This window comes from Mediterraneibacter flintii (assembly GCF_055387595.1).
Map to the genome: position 1 here is coordinate 998,015 of NZ_AP031405.1, position 20,469 is coordinate 1,018,483.

At 44.0% G+C, this 20,469-nt stretch carries 23 protein-coding genes; all 23 read left to right on the top strand.

Annotated features, from left to right (window positions below; translation table 11 throughout):
• Nucleotides 1-203: 203 nt before the first annotated feature.
• The 23 genes from ACZ5C4_RS04680 to ACZ5C4_RS04790 all read left to right on the top strand — a co-directional run bounded on the left by ACZ5C4_RS04680 (nucleotide 204) and on the right by ACZ5C4_RS04790 (nucleotide 20,451).
• Nucleotides 204-650: a PTS sugar transporter subunit IIA gene (locus tag ACZ5C4_RS04680; protein ID WP_464519984.1), complete on the top strand. Its 447-nt coding sequence runs from the start codon at nucleotides 204-206 to the stop codon at nucleotides 648-650.
• A 40-nt stretch (nucleotides 651-690) separates the two neighbouring features.
• Complete coding sequence (locus ACZ5C4_RS04685) at nucleotides 691-963, top strand: PTS sugar transporter subunit IIB (RefSeq protein WP_464519985.1); 273 nt, start codon at nucleotides 691-693, stop codon at nucleotides 961-963.
• A gap of 168 nt (nucleotides 964-1,131) precedes the next feature.
• The gene (locus ACZ5C4_RS04690) at nucleotides 1,132-2,412 is read left to right on the top strand and encodes a PTS ascorbate transporter subunit IIC (protein ID WP_464519986.1); all 1,281 of its coding nucleotides are present in this window, start codon (nucleotides 1,132-1,134) and stop codon (nucleotides 2,410-2,412) included.
• A 25-nt stretch (nucleotides 2,413-2,437) separates the two neighbouring features.
• A complete protein-coding gene (locus ACZ5C4_RS04695) occupies nucleotides 2,438-3,016 on the top strand; it encodes a D-sedoheptulose-7-phosphate isomerase (protein WP_464519987.1) in 579 nt (192 codons plus the stop codon).
• A gap of 16 nt (nucleotides 3,017-3,032) precedes the next feature.
• Complete coding sequence (locus tag ACZ5C4_RS04700) at nucleotides 3,033-5,126, top strand: BglG family transcription antiterminator (protein ID WP_464519988.1); 2,094 nt, start codon at nucleotides 3,033-3,035, stop codon at nucleotides 5,124-5,126.
• A gap of 24 nt (nucleotides 5,127-5,150) precedes the next feature.
• Nucleotides 5,151-5,996, top strand: coding sequence for a class II fructose-bisphosphate aldolase (locus tag ACZ5C4_RS04705; RefSeq protein WP_464519989.1), 846 nt, complete (start codon nucleotides 5,151-5,153; stop codon nucleotides 5,994-5,996).
• Between the two features lie 81 nt (nucleotides 5,997-6,077).
• Complete coding sequence (locus ACZ5C4_RS04710; RefSeq protein ID WP_464519990.1) at nucleotides 6,078-6,686, top strand: P-loop nucleotide/nucleoside kinase family protein; 609 nt, start codon at nucleotides 6,078-6,080, stop codon at nucleotides 6,684-6,686.
• A 139-nt stretch (nucleotides 6,687-6,825) separates the two neighbouring features.
• Nucleotides 6,826-7,788, top strand: coding sequence for a beta-ketoacyl-ACP synthase III (locus tag ACZ5C4_RS04715; RefSeq protein WP_464519991.1), 963 nt, complete (start codon nucleotides 6,826-6,828; stop codon nucleotides 7,786-7,788).
• Between the two features lie 305 nt (nucleotides 7,789-8,093).
• Nucleotides 8,094-8,318 carry an acyl carrier protein gene (locus tag ACZ5C4_RS04720; protein WP_464519992.1) on the top strand — a complete coding sequence of 75 codons (225 nt, stop codon included), beginning with the start codon at nucleotides 8,094-8,096 and terminating at the stop codon, nucleotides 8,316-8,318.
• Nucleotides 8,319-8,346: 28 nt separating this feature from the next.
• On the top strand, nucleotides 8,347-9,330 hold the full coding sequence (gene fabK, locus ACZ5C4_RS04725; RefSeq protein ID WP_464522306.1) for an enoyl-[acyl-carrier-protein] reductase FabK: 984 nt from the start codon (nucleotides 8,347-8,349) through the stop codon (nucleotides 9,328-9,330).
• The gene (gene fabD / locus ACZ5C4_RS04730; protein WP_464519993.1) at nucleotides 9,323-10,243 is read left to right on the top strand and encodes an ACP S-malonyltransferase; all 921 of its coding nucleotides are present in this window, start codon (nucleotides 9,323-9,325) and stop codon (nucleotides 10,241-10,243) included. The genes fabK and fabD overlap by 8 nt, the downstream gene beginning before the upstream one ends.
• Nucleotides 10,237-10,977, top strand: coding sequence for a 3-oxoacyl-[acyl-carrier-protein] reductase (fabG, locus tag ACZ5C4_RS04735; protein WP_464519994.1), 741 nt, complete (start codon nucleotides 10,237-10,239; stop codon nucleotides 10,975-10,977). The genes fabD and fabG overlap by 7 nt, the downstream gene beginning before the upstream one ends.
• Nucleotides 10,978-10,990: 13 nt before the next feature.
• On the top strand, nucleotides 10,991-12,229 hold the full coding sequence (gene fabF, locus ACZ5C4_RS04740; RefSeq protein ID WP_464519995.1) for a beta-ketoacyl-ACP synthase II: 1,239 nt from the start codon (nucleotides 10,991-10,993) through the stop codon (nucleotides 12,227-12,229).
• Nucleotides 12,230-12,238: 9 nt separating this feature from the next.
• Entirely contained in the window at nucleotides 12,239-12,754 is a 516-nt protein-coding gene (accB, locus tag ACZ5C4_RS04745; protein ID WP_464519996.1) for an acetyl-CoA carboxylase biotin carboxyl carrier protein, read from the top strand.
• Between the two features lie 18 nt (nucleotides 12,755-12,772).
• Nucleotides 12,773-13,204, top strand: coding sequence for a 3-hydroxyacyl-ACP dehydratase FabZ (gene fabZ, locus ACZ5C4_RS04750; protein ID WP_464519997.1), 432 nt, complete (start codon nucleotides 12,773-12,775; stop codon nucleotides 13,202-13,204).
• Between the two features lie 4 nt (nucleotides 13,205-13,208).
• A complete protein-coding gene (locus ACZ5C4_RS04755; protein ID WP_464519998.1) occupies nucleotides 13,209-14,561 on the top strand; it encodes an acetyl-CoA carboxylase biotin carboxylase subunit in 1,353 nt (450 codons plus the stop codon).
• Between the two features lie 21 nt (nucleotides 14,562-14,582).
• Nucleotides 14,583-16,295, top strand: a complete 1,713-nt coding sequence (locus tag ACZ5C4_RS04760; protein WP_464519999.1) for an acetyl-CoA carboxylase carboxyltransferase subunit alpha — start codon at nucleotides 14,583-14,585, stop codon at nucleotides 16,293-16,295.
• A 36-nt stretch (nucleotides 16,296-16,331) separates the two neighbouring features.
• The gene (locus ACZ5C4_RS04765) at nucleotides 16,332-17,390 is read left to right on the top strand and encodes an NAD(P)H-dependent flavin oxidoreductase (protein WP_464520000.1); all 1,059 of its coding nucleotides are present in this window, start codon (nucleotides 16,332-16,334) and stop codon (nucleotides 17,388-17,390) included.
• 145 nt (nucleotides 17,391-17,535) lie between these two features.
• Nucleotides 17,536-17,988 (top strand): MarR family winged helix-turn-helix transcriptional regulator, encoded by a 453-nt coding sequence (locus ACZ5C4_RS04770; protein ID WP_464520001.1) that lies wholly within the window; start codon nucleotides 17,536-17,538, stop codon nucleotides 17,986-17,988.
• Between the two features lie 118 nt (nucleotides 17,989-18,106).
• Nucleotides 18,107-18,526 (top strand): DUF6465 family protein, encoded by a 420-nt coding sequence (locus ACZ5C4_RS04775; protein ID WP_464520002.1) that lies wholly within the window; start codon nucleotides 18,107-18,109, stop codon nucleotides 18,524-18,526.
• 89 nt (nucleotides 18,527-18,615) lie between these two features.
• Nucleotides 18,616-19,380: a type I 3-dehydroquinate dehydratase gene (aroD, locus tag ACZ5C4_RS04780; RefSeq protein ID WP_464520003.1), complete on the top strand. Its 765-nt coding sequence runs from the start codon at nucleotides 18,616-18,618 to the stop codon at nucleotides 19,378-19,380.
• A gap of 35 nt (nucleotides 19,381-19,415) precedes the next feature.
• On the top strand, nucleotides 19,416-19,808 hold the full coding sequence (locus tag ACZ5C4_RS04785; protein ID WP_464520004.1) for a DUF6483 family protein: 393 nt from the start codon (nucleotides 19,416-19,418) through the stop codon (nucleotides 19,806-19,808).
• Nucleotides 19,809-19,824: 16 nt separating this feature from the next.
• The gene (locus ACZ5C4_RS04790) at nucleotides 19,825-20,451 is read left to right on the top strand and encodes an HD domain-containing protein (RefSeq protein WP_464520005.1); all 627 of its coding nucleotides are present in this window, start codon (nucleotides 19,825-19,827) and stop codon (nucleotides 20,449-20,451) included.
• Nucleotides 20,452-20,469 lie beyond the last annotated feature (18 nt).

Consider the following 20,469-nt stretch of genomic DNA (forward strand, 5'->3'; position numbering starts at 1 on the left):
TATTTTTTGTCTAATAATGTATTGATAGAAATTTTGTCACAAAAACATAGGAAGAAAATTGGTGTTTTCATTTAAAGAATTGTAAAGTACGATAATTATAAATAGTTTTAAAACAAAAAATAGTGCAAAAAGTACATATGTATTTCCGCGGAAAAGAAATAGGCTATGAATAATTCATAAAATAAGCTGTTGGAGGAAAGGTAATGCTTAGTGAGTATTTAAATGAAAAAACAATTAGAACAAATATTGCGGCAAGTGACTGGAAGGAGGCGATACAAAAAGCGGGACAGATTCTTGTAGATGAAGGCATAGCCGAAAATACATACATTGAGGCAATGATTGAGAATGGGGAAGTAAACGGCGGATATTTCGTACTGGTGCCGGGAGTGGCAGTGCCGCATGCAAAGAGTGAGGCCGGCGTGAACAAGGTAGGAATGAGTCTTATGACACTAAAGGAACCTATCAATTTTATAACATCACCAAATAATCCGGTAAAGTTGGTTATCTGCCTGGCGGCCACTGATAATAATACACATATAGACGCTTTAAAGCTTTTAGCAGATTTTCTGGGTGATGAAGACAGTGTTTGTCAGGTGATGCAGGCAAAAGAGAGAAAGGAGGTCATAAATGTATTGAATAAATATAACTGACAGAGACTTGCTAAAAAATAAAAAAAGGAGGTGCACAAAAATGAAAATTGTGTGTGTATGTGCGATGGGGCTTGGAAGCAGTCTCATTTTAAGAATGAATGTAGAAAAAGCGTTGGAAAGACTGGATGTCAAAGACGCGAAGGTAGAGGTAGCGGATACTGGTTCTGCCAGAGGAGCAAATCCAGATGTGATTGTATCTTCTCATTCATTTTGTGAAGAACTCGCAGATATGAATGTACCTATGGTAGAAGTGGTAAATTATACAGATATTGCATACATAGAAGCAGAATTAAAAAAAATACTGGATAGATAACAGAGGAATCCCCTCCCTATGTGATGAAAGAAAAGGCTCTGGACAAGCAATTATTTTCGCCACAAAAGAGGGAATAGCTCCAACGGTAGTGTAGCATAAAATTTTATTTCTGTTAAGTGGGAAGAGAGAAATTCATATGAACATATATTGAGTATACAAGAGGAGGAAATGATGAATACAATTATCAGTATTTTGACATCTGTAATAAGCCAGGCAGCTGTGCTTGTAGCATTAATAAGTTTTATCGGACTTGTAGCGCAGAGAGCATCTGTAGAACGAACAATGACAGGTACTTTGAAAACATTTTTAGGATTTCTGATTATGGGGCAAGGCTCAAATATTATCACAGGTATGCTGGATCCATTAAATGAAATTATGATGGAAGCCTTTCATATTCAAGGGGTTATCCCTGTAAATGAAGCGATAACGGCGATGGCATCCGAACAATATGGAACAAAAATGGCGTTTATCGCGTTTTTTGGATTGATTATTAATATCCTTTTAGCACGTTTTACAAAATTCAAATATATATTCTTAAGTGGACATCATACGATTATTATGGCGGCGTTAACAGCGGTTATGCTTTCCATGTTTGGCCTGCCGACAGCCGGTGTTATTGCAATTGGAGCAATCGTGGTAGGCATTATGAGCGTTCTGACACCAGCTATTTCTATGCCGTTTGTACGTAAAATTACTGGAGGAGAGACATTTGCATTAGGACACTGGGCTACAACCGGTTATATTTTTTCCGGGTTTATAGGCAAGATTTTTGGAAAAAATCCGGAGGAGACATCTACAGAAAAGATGGAGCTTCCCAAGTGGATGGGATTTTTTAAAGAACCTGTCATATTGATGGGAATTGGTGTATTTATCATTGAAATTATTTGCTGTGCTTTTGCAGGCAGTGAGTTTGTAGCGAATTATGCGGGAACAACCCACATGGTAGTATGGGCACTTATGCAGGGATTTATTTTTAGTGCAGGTGTTTCTGTTATCTTGCTTGGTGTCCGTATGATTTTAGCGGAACTGGTTCCTGCCTTTAAAGGAATTGCGGAAAGAATCGTGCCCAATGCTATACCAGCGCTGGACTGCCCAACTGTTTTCACCTTTGCCCCAAACGCGATTATGGTAGGCTTTATAGGTTATACGATCGGACAGTTTATTGCTTTTGGAATCTGTCTGGCAACAGGAATGACTGTAATTATACCAACTTTGCTGCACAGCTTTTTTATGGGAGGTACAGCAGCGATATTCGCAAATGCGACCGGAGGAAGAAGAGGTGCTGTTATTGGCTCTCTTTTAACAGGTGTTTTAAACAATATGCTTTGTTCGCTGCTGTTCCCGGCATTTGCAGCTCTTGGGTTTGCGGGAACTACATTTGCGGATACAGATTTTTCTATCATCGGTTTAATCTTCTATGGAATCGCACATCTGCTGGGAGTTGCGTAAAATAAGGAAAGACGGAGGCATAAAAGTGAAAGAAGATATTTTCAGAGACAATTTCGAAAGACTAAGAGAAAGTATGAATACGGCGGATGACACATATTTTTTGCCGGCGTATGAATGTATAAAGGCTACAAAAGAAACGATAGAAAATGGCAACAAAGTGTTGTTGTGTGGAAACGGAGGAAGTGCTTCGACAGCGTCACATATCACAAATGATTTTATTGGACACATGAGGAACTGGGAGAGAACAGGATATCCGGCCATTGCTTTAACAGCAGACATTTCGGTATTGACAGCACTGACAAATGACTATGGATATGAGTATGTGTTTTCTAAGCAGGTAAAAGCGCTGGGTAAATCAGGAGATATTTTGTGGGCGTTCAGCACAAGCGGAAATTCGGAGAATATTATTCGCGCTGTCAAAGCGGCAAAGGAAAGCGGGATAAAAACGGCTGTATTTACAGATGCGGATGGCGGAAAGTTAAAAAGTATTGCAGATATATGGCTTCCGGTAAACAGCAGGCATGCAATGATCGTAGAAGCGCTTCATTTATTTTATGTACATAGTATTGCAGAATCAGTAGAAGCGATACTGTCTCCGGTTTAGAGAAAAGGGGGAGCCTATGCTGAAAAACAGAGGAATCTATATTTTAAAGCGGCTGTTGGAAGGGAAAACAGCATTTTCACTGACGGATTTGGCCGATGAGTTAAGCATCAGTTCCCGTGCTGTGCGGTATGAGTTAGATGAAATAGATTATTTCTTAAAGTGCAACGGCTTCCCCTGTCTGATAAGAAAAAATAAATCAGGAATCGGGTTTGCGGGGAACAAAGCGGAACGATGCCAGGTGCTTAAGCTTCTTGAGGAAAGTGGAGCGTATGGAAGAATACTATCCCAGGAAGAAAGAATGTTTACGATCTTTTATCGTTTACTTACGACGGATGAATATATAACAACACAAAAACTTGCGGATGAACTCTTTGTTTCCAGAAGTACAGTTATGAATGATCTAAATAAGATAAAACGGCATTATCCATTCGAAAGTGCAGAAATTCAAACAGTTGCGCATTATGGCATGAAATTGAAGGGAAAAGAGGAGGACATACGGGATTCTGTCGTAGACTTCATGCAGAAATATGTCAAAATAGAGGAAGTGCTGAGAAGTATTAAGAACGGCAGTAATAAAAAGAACAGGAAAGAAGTTAGTTCACTAGATTATATTTTCAAAGATATTCACTATGCCAGTGTAGATTTTTGCATTAAAAAGATAGAATGTAGGACAAACAGAATATTTCCAGATCATATCTATCTATATCTCTTTTCGAGTATTTCTGTTATGCTGCTCCGCATAAAAGAATATGGCAGGTATGAAGGCGGGGCGCCTGTAGAAGCAGAAGATCAGAAAAACAGAGAAATATTAAAAATGATTATCTGTGATATAGAAACAACGTCAGGTCTTTTTCTTTCAAGTTTTGATAAATATTATGCGGGCAAAATGCTCAATAGTATATTGTGCGACGGAAATCTCGCATATAAAAATATCAATTATATAGATAAGCAGGTTGTAATGCTAGATTTTATCGATAGTGTGGGGAAAAGTCTGGAAGTCGATTTCATCAAGGATAAAATATTGATAGATACGCTAAACACAGATATATGTACGATTTTGAACAAAGACAGACATCCATTGGAATTTAATGAGGATGTTCATTCTTATGTATTGAAGCTGTGTCCAGATATATTGCCTGTTGTAAGAGCATCTCTTCCAGTTTTAGAAAAGGGAATTGGAATTTGTCTGAACGAAAACTGGCTGAATCATATTGCATCTATATTTGTAGAGGCGTTACAAAGATACAGACCTCTGGTGGCGGACAAAAAAGAGGTTCTTATTGTATGTGCTTCTGGTCAAATTACTTCTAGATTACTAAATTACCGGCTAAATGCTATCTTTGAGGTAAATGTGGTAGATATTATTCCATATAACCAATTGGAAGAATATACAAAACATATAGAGGAAGAGATATTAATTATAAGTACGATTCCACTGGATACCAAATCGTATATAAAGGTGAGTCCTACGCTTACCCCCGAGGATATCAGGCTGTTGAAACAATATCTTCCCACTAGAGTGATAGACTATAATTTGTTGGCGAAGATCATGGATGCTGTAACGGACAACTGCCAGATTACAAATTATAAAGCACTTTACGACAGTCTGTTAGATATTTTAGGGTTCAGAGAGTACCATAGAAATTTTGAAAGACCGCTTTTAGAAGATATTATAAGGCCAGAAAATATAGTCATTGAGTATGGCTGTGATAACTGGCGGGAAGCAGTGGAGGCTTCCGGCAGTATCCTTATGAAAAATGGATATATAAAAAAAGAATATATAGATGATATTATGGATACCCTGGAGGAAAAACGGGAATACGTGGTGATTTCAAAGGGAATTGCACTTCCACATGCAAGATCCTTCAATCATGTGAACCGAATTGGAATGTCAATTTTAAGGCTAAAAAAACCTGTTCGATTTGGAAATAAATTTAATGATCCTGTAGAGTTCGTATTTGTTTTCTGTACAACGGATAATACATCCCATTTAGAAGCCTTGCGACAATTTAATATTATGATCAGTGATGAAGAAATCTTAAAAGAACTGCGTAAAGCAACAAAAAAAGAGCAAATTACAGAGCTTATAAAAAGGGTATCTCGGCTATAGAACAAGAAATCAGGGAGGCTTTTCATGTATAAAAATTTGGTGGATCTATTTAAAGAAAACGAAGGAAGAGGGGCAGTAGGGGCATTTAATGTACATTGTTTTGAAATGCTGCCTTCCATGATAAAGGGGGCGGAGGAATTAAATGTTCCGGTCATTTTGCAGACCTCATTGGGGACGGCGGAATATATCGGCTTTGAACCACTGATCGCGGCGGTAAAAGCACTGGCGGAAACATCCTCTGTCAGTGTGGCGCTCCACATGGATCATTGTAAAGACATAGAAGCGCTGAAAAGAGCGATCAACTGCGGGTATTCCTCTGTCATGTATGACGGCTCCTCTCTGCCACTGGAAGAAAACATAAAAAATACAAAAGAGGTGGTGGCGTACGCACATGCACACGGTGTGTCCGTAGAAGGAGAGGTAGGCTCTATCGGCGGCGCAGAGGAAGGCGTGGTTGTGGCGAAGGACGCCGCTATGTATACCAGACCAGAGGACGCACTGCGCTTTGCTTCAGAGACAGGCGTTGACGCACTGGCAGTCTCTATAGGCACGACACATGGACAGTATAAGTCGAAAGCGAAGATTAACTATGAACTGCTTGCGGAATTGAAGGCGAAGCTGGGAGATACAGGGCTTGTACTTCATGGAGGCACAGGTGTGTCGGATGAAGATATGAGACGGTGCGTGCGTGAAGGAATGAAGAAAATCAATGTAGGGACAGAGCTGAATAAATCCTATATAGAGGTAGTAAGCAGAACCTTTACGGCCGAGGACGTGACACCGCTGACATCACTGCGGAAGCTCTTAGGGCCTGCAAATGACAGAATCAAAGAGATTGTAAAAGAGAAAGCATCTTTATTTAAGCTATAAAGCGTAAAAAGCAGAGAATAAAAAGGGGAGGGGTGTCCGGTGGAGCCGGCGCCCCTTCCTGAGCGTAAGGGAGAAGATAAAATGAAAGAGACAATGATTCTGCTTGCCGGCTATCCTGCCACCGGAAAGTCTTATCTGTGTAAGCAGATTTTGGAGAAGTATCCTCAGTTTCAAGTGATTTCCCAGGACGATATGAAAGAGGCACTATGGGACGAATACGGATTTGACAACATGGAAGAAAAGACAAAGCTGGAAATGTTAAGCTGGGAAAAGTATTATAAGGCGGTAGATGAAAAAATGCAGGAGGGGAGGATGCTGATTTCGGATTATCCGTTTAGTGAAAAACAAAAAGGAAGACTAGCAGATTTGGCAGAAAAAAACAAGTATCAGATGATCACGATCCGTCTTACCGGAGATATAGATATACTGTATGAGCGTTCCAGAAGTCGCGATCTGGATCCGTCCAGACATTTAGGGCATCTGGTGAGCAAGTATCATCTGGGAGATGAAATGGAAGATAGAAGCAAGGCGGATTGCATCGTAACGCATGATATTTTCAGAGAACGCTGTATGACAAGAGGATATGATACATTTGAGCTGGGGGCTCTCATAGAAATAGATGCGACAGACTATCGCAAAATAAAGTATACAGAGATTTTAGAAAAAGTAGGCAGTCTTTTGAAGGAGTAAAGTCCTTCAAAAGACGGTGTGCCCTTCAGGGGATTTTCTTCTTGACTTTTCTTTTTTTTGTGATATACTTTGAAAGTCAAAGTATTTTAGAATCAAAGTATTAAGCTGTAAAAGCAGCTAGTTAATATGGAGAATGTATATGATTGGAAAAATATATGGAACAGGCTCCAGCCTGCCAAAACGAATAGTGAGCAACGACGATCTGGCAAAGATAGTAGATACGAATGATACTTGGATACGGGAACGAACCGGAGTGGCAAGACGGCGTATTATCAAGGAAGAAACAACGGTTTCTATGGCGACTGAGGCGGCCCAAAAAGCGCTGGAACAAAGCGGCATTGCAGCGGAGGAGGTTGATTTGATTTTAGTCTCTACGATTTCTTCCGAAGTGATACTTCCCTGTACGGCATGTGAAGTACAGAAAAATATAAAGGCAGTAAATGCGGCGGCGTTTGACATCAATGCAGCGTGCGCGGGCTTTCTCTTTGGATATAATACCGCACAGGCATATATCGCGGCAGGCATGGCAAAGACGGTGCTGGTCATCGGTTCAGAAAGCCTGTCGAATCTGGTAAACTGGAAAGACAGAAGTACCTGTATTTTATTTGGTGATGGAGCTGGGGCCGCAGTGTTAAAAGCGGAAAAAGGAAAGTTGCTTCCCAGCGTGAGTCATTCAGACGGCAAAAAAGGAGAAGCGCTTACCTGCCTGAGCAGGCATAGAAAGGGGAGCCCTGCAAGGACGCGGGATTTACAGGCCTATATGCAGATGGACGGGCAGAGCGTGTTTAAGTTCGCTGTGAAAAAGGTTCCAAAAGCAGTGAAAGAGGTGTTAGAAGAAGCAGGTCTTAAGGCAGACGATATTGATTATTTTATTTTGCACCAGGCAAACAGACGAATTGTAGAAGCAGTGGCGAAACGTCTGAAGACAGATATAGAGAAGTTTCCTATGAATCTGGAGGAATATGGAAATACATCCTCCGCAAGTATTCCGATTCTCTTAGACGAAATGAATCGTAAAGGGAAATTTGTAAAGGGACAGAAGATCATTCTTGCCGGATTCGGGGCAGGGCTTTCCTGGGGAGCAGCTCTTCTGGAATGGTAGAAAGTAACGGTTCAGCCCGCGCCATTCGTAAAACCGCACTGCGTGCTTATCGTGGCTACCGCCACCGTTTTACTCATTGATGGGCGCTTAAGCTCATACAGATGTACGCTCGCAAAAACATGCAAGCATGTTTTATGCTTCCCGCACACTGTATGGCTGAACCGTTACGGTAGAAAGTGAAAAAAGGTAATTACCGGCGTTGCCGGATTACAATATAGGATGCCGGAAGCATAGCAAAGAAAGAGTAGCCTTGCAAAACGGCATACAAAGATTGAAAGAAGAAATAAAAGAAAGGAAATGAAAAAATGTTAGAGAAAATCAAAGAAATTGTAGCAGAATCTTTAGGAGCAGACGCAGCAACTATCACAGAGGAGACTTCTTTTAAGGATGATTTAGGCGCAGATTCCTTAGATTTATTTGAAATGGTTATGGCGTTTGAAGAAGAATTTGAAGTAGAAATCCCATCAGAGGATTTGGAAAAGATTGCAACGGTCGGAGATGTTGTAAAATATCTGGAAGCTCATAAATAAATTATGACAAGGCAAAAGCTGGCGGGGGATTTCCCCCGCCGCTGCTAAAAAAGAGAAGAGGAAGGTTGTCAGCATGAAAACAAAAGTAACCGAACTATTAGGAATTGAATACCCAATCATACAGGGCGGAATGGCATGGGTTGCTGAATATCATCTTGCAGCCGCCGTATCCCAGGCAGGCGGGCTTGGACTGATTGGCGCGGCGAGCGCACCGGCGGACTGGGTGCGGGAACAGATAAGAGAAGCAAAGAAACTTACAGAGAAACCGTTTGGCGTAAATATTATGCTGATGAGTCCTTATGCGGACGATGTGGCGAAAGTGATTGTGGAGGAAGGGGTCAAGGTAGTTACTACTGGCGCCGGCTCTCCGGAGAAATATATGAAGATGTGGAAAGAGGCGGGAGTGAAAGTCATTCCTGTTGTAGCTTCTGTAGCACTGGCAAAACGTATGGAAAGAAGTGGTGCTGACGCGGTCATAGCGGAAGGAACAGAAGCAGGGGGGCATATTGGAGAGAATACGACAATGGTTTTAGTTCCCCAGGTTGTGGATGCGGTAAAAATTCCGGTGATTGCGGCAGGAGGTATCGCAGACGGCAGAGGAATGGCCGCAGCGTTCATGCTGGGCGCGCAGGGCGTGCAGATGGGGACGCATTTTGTAGTGGCGAAAGAATCTCAGGTACATGAAAATTATAAGAAATGCATTATCAAAGCGCGAGACATTGACTCCAGAGTGACAGGCAGAACGACGGGACATCCGGTTCGGGCCCTTCGAAACCAGATGACAAAGGTATATCTGGAGAAAGAAAAGGAAGGCGCGACTTTTGAAGAACTGGAGCTTCTGACCTTAGGTGGACTTAGGAAGGCCGTTGTAGAGGGAGATGTCCAGAATGGAAGCGTGATGGCAGGACAGATTGCGGGAATGGTAAAAGAAGAGCTGACCTGCCAGGAACTGATCCAGAAACTAGTGAGGGAAACAGACGATTTAATTGGAGGAAAGGGCTTCTATGAGTAAAATAGCATTTATCTTTCCCGGACAAGGAGCGCAGAAGGCGGGAATGGGAAAGGATTTTTATGAACAGAGTGAAACAGCAAGAAGGATCATTGACAGAGCGTCCGAATTGCTGGATATAGATATGAAAGCCTTGTGCTTTGAAGAAAATGAGAAGTTGGATCAGACGGAATATACACAGGCGGCGCTTGTGACGGTCTGTATGGCAATGGAAAAGGTGTTGGAAGAAAAAGGGCTAAAGCCGGACGTGACGGCCGGATTAAGCCTTGGCGAGTATTGTGCGGTTGCATCTGCGGGCGCAATGAGCACAGAAGACGCAATTAAGACAGTGAGAAAAAGAGGAATCTTAATGGAAACAGCCGTTCCGAAAGGAAAGGGCGCTATGGCGGCAGTGCTGGGCATGGAGAATGAAGCGGTAGAAGAAATTGTTGGGAAAATAGACGGTGTGACTGTGGCAAATTATAACTGCCCGGGACAGATTGTAATTACTGGATGGACAGAGGCAGTGGATAAAGCAGCGAAAGCACTGAAAGACGCCGGAGCAAGACGGGTTATGATTTTGAATGTCAGTGGCCCGTTCCATTCTCCGATGCTTCAAAAAGCAGGAGAAGAGCTTCAAAAGGTGTTAGAAGAGGTAGAGTTAAAGCCACTTGCGATTCCTTATGTAACCAATGTGACAGCAGAATATATAACAGACAGCAGCCAGACAAAAGAACTGCTTTCCAGGCAGGTAGCCTCATCCGTACGCTGGCAGCAGAGTATGGAACGCATGATAGAAGACGGAGTGGATACCTTTGTGGAAATCGGCCCGGGACGTACACTTGCAGGATTTATGAAGAAGATTAACAAAGAGGTAAAAGTCCGAAATGTCAGTTGCATGGAGGATGTAGAAAAGGTGGTGCAGGAGCTATGTTAAATGACAAAGTAGCAGTTGTAACAGGGGCTTCCAGAGGAATTGGCAAAGCGGTGGCGAAGAAGCTGGCTGCGCAGGGAGCGCTTGTAATTATCAACTATAATGGTTCGAAAGAACGAGCAGAAGAGGTGAAGCAAGAGATCGAAGCAGACGGTGGGAAAGCAGAAATCTACCAGTGTAATGTAGCAGAGTTTTCTTCCTGTGAAGCCTTTTTGGGAGAGATTGTAAAACAGTATGGAAGAATCGATATTCTGGTAAATAATGCCGGAATCACACGTGACGGCCTTTTGATGAAAATGTCCGAGGAAGACTATGATGCGGTACTTGATACAAACTTAAAAGGAACTTTCAACTGTATTCGTTTTGCGGCAAGGCAGATGATAAAGCAAAGAAGTGGACGCATTATCAATATGGCGTCGGTTTCCGGCGTTCTTGGAAATGCAGGGCAGGCGAACTATTCCGCATCTAAGGCAGGGATTATTGGGCTGACAAAGTCAGCGGCAAGAGAATTTGCCTCCAGAGGGATTACGGTCAATGCAGTGGCACCGGGATTTATTCGTACGGAGATGACAGCAGTGCTCTCAGATAAGGTAAAAGATACGGCGTGTGCACAGATTCCTCTTGGGAAATTTGGAGAACCGGAAGACATCGCGGAGGCAGTTGCTTTCCTCGCTTCCGATGAAGCAAGATATATCACCGGACAGGTAATAAATGTAGACGGCGGAATGGCAATGTAGAAGGAGAAGAGGTATGAAAAGAAGAGTTGTAGTAACCGGACTTGGGGCGGTAACGCCGATTGGAAATACAGTAGAAGAATTCTGGAACGGAATCAGAGAAGGGAAAGTTGGAATTGGCCCGATCACAAAATTTGATGTTTCAGACTATAAGGTACAGATTGCGGCGGAAGTAAAGGGATTTGTTGCAAAAGAACGCATGGATTTCAAAGCGGCGAAACGTATGGAGCTGTTTTCACAGTATGCGGTTGCTGCGGCGAAGGAGGCGTTTGAGGACGCGGGACTGGACATGAGCAAAGAAGATGCGTACCGTACAGGAGTGATTGTAGGCTCTGGAATTGGAAGTCTGCAGGCAGTAGAGACAAATTATACAAAGATTGTAGAAAAAGGCCCCAGTCGGGTGAATCCTCTGATGGTGCCTTTGATGATTTCCAATATGGCGGCAGGGAATGTATCGATTCAGCTTGGGCTAAAAGGAAAATGCACAAATGTCGTGACAGCCTGCGCTTCCGGGACACACTGTATCGGAGATGCGTTCCGCGCGATTCAGTATGGGGACGCGGATGTGATGGTTGCGGGCGGTACAGAGAGTAGCATCTGTCCAACTGGAGTGGCAGGTTTTACCGGACTGACGGCGCTTTCCACCTCTGCGGATCCAATGCGTGCTTCCATCCCGTTTGACAAGGACAGAGACGGATTTGTCATGGGAGAAGGCGCTGGAATTGTTGTATTAGAGGAATTGGAACATGCGAAGAGGCGAGGCGCGAAAATTTATGCAGAGCTTGTCGGCTACGGTGCGACTGCGGACGCTTACCATATCACCTCTCCGGAAGAGAATGGGGAAGGCGCAGGTATGGCAATGAAGCTTGCCATGCAGGAAGCGCAAGTGAAGCCGGAACAGATTGACTATATCAATGCGCATGGAACTAGTACGCACCACAATGATCTGTTTGAGACAAGAGCAATTAAATATGCACTTGGGGAAGCGGCAAAAGGGGTTGTTATTAACTCCACGAAGTCTATGATTGGGCATTTGCTTGGCGCGGCAGGCGGTGTGGAATTTGTTGTGTGTGTCAAGAGCATTGAGGATGGGTTTATCCATCAGACGATGGGAACGGTACAGACAGATGAGGAATGTGATTTGAATTATGCGCTGGGGGCTCCGGTTGAGAAAGAAATCAACTATGTTTTGACGAATTCTCTAGGATTCGGCGGGCACAATGCAACCTTATTGTTGAAGAAATATGAAGGGTAGAAATAGAAAATGAAATTTGAAGAGTTGTTACAGTTGGTAGAGGCTGTGTCAAAATCAGAACTGACAGAACTAAAATATGAAAAAGAGAATGAAAAGGTCTGCTTAAAGAAACAGGAAAAAGAAGTGAAAATCCAGCAGATTCTCCCTCAGATGGCGTCAGGCGTACCGATGCAGGGACAGGCGGATCTTGCCTCCTGCGGTACGGACACCTTCTTTGCACAGACAGCTCCGGCAGCAGCTTTGACGCCGGAGACAGGCAAGAGAGAGGAAGCAGATAATACAAAGACAGAAGGCAATATAGTAAAATCCCCTTTGGTTGGAACTTTCTATGCGGCGCCTGCTGAGGACGCGAAAGCCTATGTAGAGGTGGGAGATACTGTAAAGGAAGGGCAGGTTCTGGCGATTGTGGAGGCAATGAAGCTGATGAACGAGATTGAAAGTGAATTTTCTGGGGAAATCTGTGAAATCCTTGTAAAGAACGGAGAAGCAGTGGAATATGGGCAGCCCCTATTTGTGATTCGTTAGAAAGGAAAGGTGCGATAGATGAACAGTTTGAATATAGAACAGATTCAGGAAATTATTCCACACAGACATCCATTTTTGCTTCTGGATGCCATTGAGGACTACGAGCCTGGGCAGTACGCTGTAGGATATAAATGTGTCACATACAGAGAAGATTTCTTCAAAGGACATTTTCCGCAAAAGGCGGTTATGCCGGGCGTCTTAATCTTAGAAGCGCTTGCCCAGACAGGGGCGGTGGCAATTTTAAGTGTTCCGGAAAATAAAGGGAAAATTGCCTTTTTCGGCGGAGTACAGAAATGCCGTTTTAAAGGGATGGTATTTCCGGGAGATAAGTTAAAGCTTGAGACCAGGATCATAAAACAAAAAGGGCCTGTCGGAGTCGGAGAGGCGGTTGCCACTGTGGATGGAAAAGTGGTAGTCAGCGCAGAACTGACATTTATGGTAGGAGAGTAAGAACATGATTCAGAAAGTATTGATTGCAAACCGCGGAGAGATAGCGGTTCGGATTATACGGGCATGTCGTGAGATGGGGATTGAGACGGTGGCAGTTTATTCAGAGGCGGACAAAGAAGCGCTGCATACCCAGCTTGCGGACGAAGCGATCTGTATCGGGCCGGCTCCCTCGTCAGACAGCTACTTAAGTATGGAACGAATCATAAGCGCGACTCTTGTCTCTGGGGCAGATGCGATTCATCCGGGCTTCGGCTTCCTGTCTGAAAACAGTAAATTCGCCCAGCTGTGCGAAAAGTGCGGTATCATTTTTATCGGGCCGGATTCCAGTGTGATTGCCAGTCTGGGAAATAAATCGGTTGCCAGAAATACAATGGAAAGCGCGGGGGTTCCGGTTATACCGGGCAGCAAGGAACCGGTGATGGAAGCAGAAAGCGGAGAAAAAATTGCCGGAGAAATCGGGTATCCGGTGATTATAAAGGCAGCGCTTGGCGGAGGCGGCAAAGGAATGCGTGTCGCTAAGGATGCGTCTGAATTTGCAAACAGTTTCCATACGGCGCAGCAGGAAGCTGTAAACGCATTCGGCGACGGAACGATGTATATCGAACATTTCGTACAGCACCCAAGACATATTGAATTTCAAATTCTTGCTGACAAATATGGAAATGTGATTCATTTAGGAGAGAGGGACTGTTCCATTCAGAGAAATCACCAAAAGATGATTGAAGAGTCCCCGTGTATAGCGCTAAATGATACGCTCAGGGAAAAAATGGGAGAAGCAGCGGTCAAAGCGGCGAAGGCGGCAAACTATGTCAATGCAGGAACGATTGAATTTCTTCTGGAGAAAAATGGAAATTTCTATTTTATGGAAATGAATACGCGAATCCAGGTAGAACATCCTGTGACGGAGTGGGTGACAGGAATTGATTTGATCAAGGAGCAGATACGCATTGCAGACGGCAGAAGGTTAAGCTATACTCAGGAGGATGTCAAGATTACAGGGCATGCTATCGAATGTCGGATCAATGCGGAGAATCCGAAGAAAAATTTCCGTCCTTCTCCGGGAACGATTACAGATATGTATCTTCCAGGAGGAAAGGGCGTGCGCATTGATGCCGCTATTTACAGTGGTTATACAGTTCCGCCGTACTATGATTCTATGCTGGCGAAGCTGATCGTACATGCAAAAAACAGAAAAGAAGCTGTGATGAAGCTAAGAAGCGCCCTGGGAGAAGTCATTATCGAAGGGATCGACACAAATGTGGACTATCAGTATGAAATCCTGCATCATCCGGATTTTGTGAGTGGAGATATTGACATAGAATTCATCGAGAAGATGGGAAAAGAAAAGGGAGAATAATCTCTTTGGAGGAATTGTCTGATGAAATTGCAGAATATGTTTAAAAAGACGAGCAGAAAGAATTATATTGCATTGAAAGAGCGTCCGGAAGTGCCGGAAGGTCTTCTGCGCAAATGCAATAAATGTGGGGCGGCGATTATAGCAGAGGATGTAAAGCAGGGATATTATATCTGCCCCAAATGCGGCGGGTATTTCCGCGTGCATGCTTACAGAAGAGTTGCGATGATAGCAGACGAGGGAACGTTCGAAGAATGGGATAAGGAGATGGAATTTGTAAATCCCTTGTCCTTTAAAGGATATAAAGAGAAGGCAGAAAAATTAAGACAATCTACAGGATTGAATGAAGCGGTTGTGACAGGAAAGGTAAAAATCGACGGTATACCGGCAGTACTGGGGGTATGTGACGGACGTTTTCTGATGGCAAGTATGGGAGAAATCGTCGGAGAGAAGATTGCGCGTGCGGTAGAGCGTGCGACAGAAGAACAACTGCCTGTTATTTTGTTCGCCTGTTCGGGCGGTGCAAGAATGCAGGAGGGCATTATTTCTCTTATGCAGATGGCAAAGACTTCGGCCGCGTTGAAAAAGCACAGTGATGCAGGGGGACTGTATATTTCCGTTCTGACCGATCCTACAACCGGAGGCGTGACGGCAAGCTTCGCCATGTTAGGAGACATCATTTTGGCAGAACCAGGAGCACTGATAGGATTTGCAGGGCCGCGCGTGATTGAACAGACGATAGGGGAAAAGCTTCCGAAGGGCTTTCAGCGTTCTGAATTTTTACTGGAGCATGGCTTTATAGATTCTATTGTAGAAAGAGAAAATATGAAACAGGTTCTTTCACAGATAGTACGCCTGCACAGCAAAGGGGAAATTTTGTGTAAGAAGGACAAAACAAAGACAACAGACACCTGCCTGACAAAGAAAGAAGGAAGGCGGCACGTAAAGCTCCATACAAGAAGTGCCTGGGACAGAGTACAGATTTCCAGAAAGAAAGGGCGTCCCGTTGGTGCAGACTATATAGACAGTTTGTTTACGGATTTTATAGAATTACATGGCGATCGTTACTATAAAGATGATCCGGCCGTCATAGGTGGTATTGCCCGTTTTCATGGTATGCCAGTGACTGTGATTACACAGGCAAAAGGAAAGACAACGAAAGAGAACGTAAAGCGTAATTTTGCTATGCCTTCACCGGAAGGGTACAGAAAAGCGCTCAGGCTGATGAAGCAGGCAGAAAAATTTCATCGTCCGGTGCTCTGTTTCGTAGATACGCCGGGAGCTTTCTGTGGGCTGGAAGCAGAGGAAAGAGGACAAGGAGAGGCAATCGCAAGGAATTTGTTTGAATTGTCAGCTTTGAAAGTTCCAGTGCTCTCCATTGTGATTGGAGAAGGCGGAAGCGGCGGTGCGCTTGCACTTGCAGTGGCAGACGAGGTGTGGATGCTGGAAAATGCCGTCTATTCTGTGCTGTCTCCGGAGGGCTTTGCAAGTATTTTATGGAAAGACAGCGGACGGGCGCGCGAGGCGGCTGAAGTAATGAAGCTGACGGCGCAGGACTTAAAGGAACTGGGAGTGATTGAAAAAATCATTCCAGAGCCAGAGGATTTTACAGCAGACACGATACAAGAAGTAACCTTAGAGCTTGAAGAAGAGCTTGACAGATTTCTGGAGACATATACGCAGATAGACGGCAGGGAGCTTGTACAAGACAGGTATAAGCGCTTCCGGAGAATGTAAAATGCCAGCTTGAAGGCGGGCGGAAGGAAGAAGAGCATGAAACAGTTAAAAATCGGAGAGAAAACAACCAGATTTCCGCTTATACAGGGCGGCATGGGCGTAGGAGTAAGTCTTGGAAGGCTTGCAGGCGCTGTGGCAAGAGAAGGCGGCGTCGGAATCATATCCAGCGCGCAGATAGGATATAGGGAGCCGGATTTTGATAAGAATACGAAGGAAGCCAACTTAAGAGCGATCGGGAAAGAAATGGAGAAGGCAAGAAAGCTGTCTCCGGATGGAATCGTTGGTTTTAATATTATGGTCGCCTTGAGAGAATACGCCCAGCATGTGAAAGCGGCGGTCAAAGCAGGCGCGGACATTATCATATCGGGGGCGGGGCTTCCGACAGAGCTTCCGGCGCTGACAAAAGGGAGCAGTACCAAGATTGCGCCTATTGTTTCTACGGAAAAATCTGCAAAGGTTATTTTAAAATACTGGGACAGAAAATTTAAGCGTACGGCAGATTTAGTCGTGATCGAAGGCCCTTTGGCAGGAGGGCATCTGGGATTTCACAAGGAAGAGCTTGACACATATACTCCGGAAAAGTACAAGGAAGAGATTCGAAAAGTGATAGAGACAGTACGCTCCTATGGAGAAAAATACAAAGCGTATATTCCAGTGGTTGTAGCAGGAGGAATTTACGACAGGGAGGATGTAAACGAGGCGCTTAAGACAGGAGTGGACGGCGTACAAGTAGCTACCCGTTTCGTGACGACGGAAGAATGTGACGCAGATATTCGGTATAAAGAGGCGTATATACAAGCAGAAAAAGAAGACATTGCAATTGTGAAAAGTCCGGTAGGGATGCCGGGCAGAGCCGTACTCAATCCATTTATGAAACGTGTGGCAAAAGGAGAACAGATCCCGCACAGCCCATGTCATGGTTGCCTTGCAAAATGTAGTCCGGCGACGATCCCGTACTGTATTACAGACGGACTGATTGAGGCAGTGAAGGGAAATATAGAAAACGGTTTGGTATTCTGTGGTGCGAAGGCATGGAAAGCCAGACGAATAGAGACGGTAAAAGAAGTAGTAGAATCGCTGTTTGCCGTAGTATAGTATACCCGAGAGGGCATACCGCAATACATTCCCTGCGGGAAGGCGGGCTTTGCCCGATAAGGTATACCCTAAAGGGCATACCGTAATACATTCCCTGCGGGAGGGCGGGCTTTGCCCGATAAGGTACAGAAAGGAGGGGCCTTGCATGAATGCGTATGAGACAATCAATGATATTTTAGTCCACCTGTTCAATGAGATTTGGAAACGGGAGGAGGAAGCTATCATTACAGAAGAATATAAAGATATTACCAACAATGATATGCATATTATAGAGGCAATCGGACTGGGAGAAGAAAATACGATGTCCGTAGTCGCAAAGAAATTGGGGATTACAGCAGGGTCTCTTACAACGGCAGTCAACAGTCTGGTCAATAAAAAGTATGTGCTGCGAAAAAGAAGTGAACAGGATCGCAGAGTGGTGTATGTCAGACTGACAGAAAAAGGAAGAAAAGCATATCATCATCACGCAGAATTTCACAGGCAGATGACGAATGCTGTGATTGAGAAGCTGGCTGAGGAGGAGATTCCGATCCTTTTAAAGACATTAGAGGGACTGGCAGAGTTTTTCCGAGGCTATGAAGCAAAGTCAAAGAAGTAGACGTCTGCCGGAAAGGTTTTGACGTTTTGCATGAAATGAGTTACAATAAGGGTTGTAACAGGAAGACTTGGAATTTTTAAGAAGAAAATACTTGGACGTTTTACAGGAGGGAACAAGTATGGCAGTAAGAAAAACATCTTCAAAAGAGAAAACACCGGTAAAGGCAATCGAGACAAAGAAAGATACGACAAAGGCGATTGAGACAAGGGCAGCTGTGCTGAAGGAACCGGTGCCGGCGGAAAAAACAGAAGACAAAACAACAGTAAAGAAAGCAGCGTCAAAAAAGGCGGTGTCTGCGAAAAAGACATCTGTAAGAAAAGCCGCGAAGAAGGTGGAGCTTAAGACAGAGATGTTCCTTCAGTTTGCAGGAAAAGAATATACAGATAAAGAGATTCTCCAGAAGGTAAAAGAAGTGTGGACGAAAGTCCTGAAAAATAAAGTCAGTGACATGAAGGATGTTAAGATTTATCTAAAGCCAGAGGAATCTGCCGCATATTATGTAATTAATGGAGAGGCAACAGGTCGCGTCGACTTATAAGAATCAAAAAAGGCTGTCTTGGAAACGATTGCAGGTTTTCAAGACAGCCTCTTTGACATATAAGAAGAAAAAAGATTGGGAGGATACATATGAAAGGGGTCAGAGTAAGACAGATTGAAATTGGAAACGGAATACCTAAAATTTGCGTTCCCGTTGTAGGAAAAACACAGGAAGAAATTATAAAATATGCGGAGGAAGCAAGAAATTCTCCGGCTGATATGGTGGAGTGGCGTGCAGATTGGTATGAGGAAATTCTGTGCGAAAACAGGGCAGTCGAGACGGCAGGAAAAGTAAGACAGATTTTAAAAGAAAAACCGCTGTTGTTTACCTTCCGTACAAAGAAAGAAGGCGGAGAAAAGGAGATTTCGGTTCGAGAATATAGTGCATTGAACAGTCAGATGATAAAGAGTGGATATGCAGATCTTATAGATATTGAATATTTTATGGGGAAAGAGGTATCAGAAAGGCTGATGAGTCTTGCAAAAGAAAACCGAGTGAAAACGGTGCTCTCCAGCCATGACTTTGAAAAGACACCTTCACGAAAAGAAATGCTGCTTTGCCTCAAGGCAATGGAAGAGGCAGGAGCCGACATAGCGAAGCTGGCTGTTATGCCCCGCAGGAAAGAAGATGTGACGGAGCTTTTGGCGGCTACGGCAGAAGCGGCGGGTTGTCTGTCCTGTCCGGTGATTACAATGTCTATGGGAAAAGAAGGGATGATAAGCCGGATAAGCGGAGAAACATTTGGCTGCGCGGTAACCTTCGGAAGCCTGGGGAAGACGTCTGCACCAGGACAGATAGAGCTGCATGCCCTCCGGCAAGTGCTCAGTATTTTGCACGAAGCGCATAAAGGGTAGAAAACAGTAGACGAAAAAAGGAGAGGAGATAAAAGATGCGTTATGAGCAGGATTACGTCATGCGGATGATTAAGGAAATGACAGAGGTATTAGCGCGGATTATCTTCCATAGAAAAACGCCGTTCTATGAGCTGGATATGGAGAATAAATACCGTAGCGGGGAAGATTTTTATTTAAAACTCTGCAAGCTGGCAGATGCAGGAAAGATCAATGAGGCAGAAAACCTGCTGTACGAAAAACTAGACAGGGAGGAACAGGACTATCTGGAGATGGCGTTGGCATTTTATTATCATATCAATCAGTACACAAACGACTTCCTGGAGAATCATGGGTATTCCCGTACAGAGATAGAAGAAGGGATTGAGACAGTCTTAAAAGAATTTGGCATGGAAGGAATGCTGGAGGTCGCTAAACTGGAAATCAAATAAAAAGGGGAGAGTATGAATGAAAGAGAAGCGGAGAAAAGACAGAGAAGAAACGCTTAAAAGATTAAAGCAGCAGATGGAATTTATTGTGGAAGTGGACAAAGTAAAGAATATTTTCCGTCAGACATATCTTGCAGACGGAACGAGAAAGGAAAATGACGCAGAACATTCGTGGCATCTGGCTTTGTCGGCAGTTCTTTTGCAGGAACATATGGAGGAAAAGGCAGATATTACAAAAGTGATAATCATGGTACTGATCCATGACCTGGTAGAAATCGACGCAGGGGATACGTACGCCTATGATGAAGAAGGCACGCAGTCAAAAAGAGAGAGGGAGGAAAAGGGCGCGGACAGAATTTTCGGGATGCTCCCTGAGGATCAAGGAGAGATGTTCCGCGCTCTGTGGGAAGAATTTGAGGCGTATGAGACGCCGGAAGCAAAATTCGCACACCTTCTGGATAATTTTCAGCCACTTCTTTTAAATGATGCGTCTGACGGGAAAAGCTGGGCGGAACATGGAGTACATAAGTCCCAGATCTACAAGAGGAACAGACGGATTCCTGAGACGTCCGCCATAGTGTGGGAGCAGATGGAAAAAATTGTGGAAAAACATATACAAAAAGGGAATGTAAAAAAGACGTGCTGATTTGAAAAATTGCCGTTG

Bases quoted from the DNA above. Each gene is read 5' to 3' on its own strand.
- ACZ5C4_RS04720 (WP_464519992.1), top strand. From the start codon at position 8,094: ATGTTAGAGAAAATCAAAGAAATTGTAGCAGAATCTTTAGGAGCAGAC.
- ACZ5C4_RS04770 (WP_464520001.1), top strand. From the start codon at position 17,536: ATGAATGCGTATGAGACAATCAATGATATTTTAGTCCACCTGTTCAAT.
- ACZ5C4_RS04785 (WP_464520004.1), top strand. From the start codon at position 19,416: ATGCGTTATGAGCAGGATTACGTCATGCGGATGATTAAGGAAATGACA.
- ACZ5C4_RS04755 (WP_464519998.1), top strand. From the start codon at position 13,209: ATGATTCAGAAAGTATTGATTGCAAACCGCGGAGAGATAGCGGTTCGG.
- aroD (WP_464520003.1), top strand. From the start codon at position 18,616: ATGAAAGGGGTCAGAGTAAGACAGATTGAAATTGGAAACGGAATACCT.
- ACZ5C4_RS04685 (WP_464519985.1), top strand. From the start codon at position 691: ATGAAAATTGTGTGTGTATGTGCGATGGGGCTTGGAAGCAGTCTCATT.
- ACZ5C4_RS04765 (WP_464520000.1), top strand. From the start codon at position 16,332: ATGAAACAGTTAAAAATCGGAGAGAAAACAACCAGATTTCCGCTTATA.
- ACZ5C4_RS04710 (WP_464519990.1), top strand. From the start codon at position 6,078: ATGAAAGAGACAATGATTCTGCTTGCCGGCTATCCTGCCACCGGAAAG.
- fabZ (WP_464519997.1), top strand. From the start codon at position 12,773: ATGAACAGTTTGAATATAGAACAGATTCAGGAAATTATTCCACACAGA.
- ACZ5C4_RS04705 (WP_464519989.1), top strand. From the start codon at position 5,151: ATGTATAAAAATTTGGTGGATCTATTTAAAGAAAACGAAGGAAGAGGG.
- ACZ5C4_RS04700 (WP_464519988.1), top strand. From the start codon at position 3,033: ATGCTGAAAAACAGAGGAATCTATATTTTAAAGCGGCTGTTGGAAGGG.
- ACZ5C4_RS04775 (WP_464520002.1), top strand. From the start codon at position 18,107: ATGGCAGTAAGAAAAACATCTTCAAAAGAGAAAACACCGGTAAAGGCA.
- fabF (WP_464519995.1), top strand. From the start codon at position 10,991: ATGAAAAGAAGAGTTGTAGTAACCGGACTTGGGGCGGTAACGCCGATT.
- ACZ5C4_RS04715 (WP_464519991.1), top strand. From the start codon at position 6,826: ATGATTGGAAAAATATATGGAACAGGCTCCAGCCTGCCAAAACGAATA.
- fabG (WP_464519994.1), top strand. From the start codon at position 10,237: ATGTTAAATGACAAAGTAGCAGTTGTAACAGGGGCTTCCAGAGGAATT.
- ACZ5C4_RS04790 (WP_464520005.1), top strand. From the start codon at position 19,825: ATGAAAGAGAAGCGGAGAAAAGACAGAGAAGAAACGCTTAAAAGATTA.
- ACZ5C4_RS04680 (WP_464519984.1), top strand. From the start codon at position 204: ATGCTTAGTGAGTATTTAAATGAAAAAACAATTAGAACAAATATTGCG.
- ACZ5C4_RS04760 (WP_464519999.1), top strand. From the start codon at position 14,583: ATGAAATTGCAGAATATGTTTAAAAAGACGAGCAGAAAGAATTATATT.
- fabD (WP_464519993.1), top strand. From the start codon at position 9,323: ATGAGTAAAATAGCATTTATCTTTCCCGGACAAGGAGCGCAGAAGGCG.
- accB (WP_464519996.1), top strand. From the start codon at position 12,239: ATGAAATTTGAAGAGTTGTTACAGTTGGTAGAGGCTGTGTCAAAATCA.
- ACZ5C4_RS04690 (WP_464519986.1), top strand. From the start codon at position 1,132: ATGATGAATACAATTATCAGTATTTTGACATCTGTAATAAGCCAGGCA.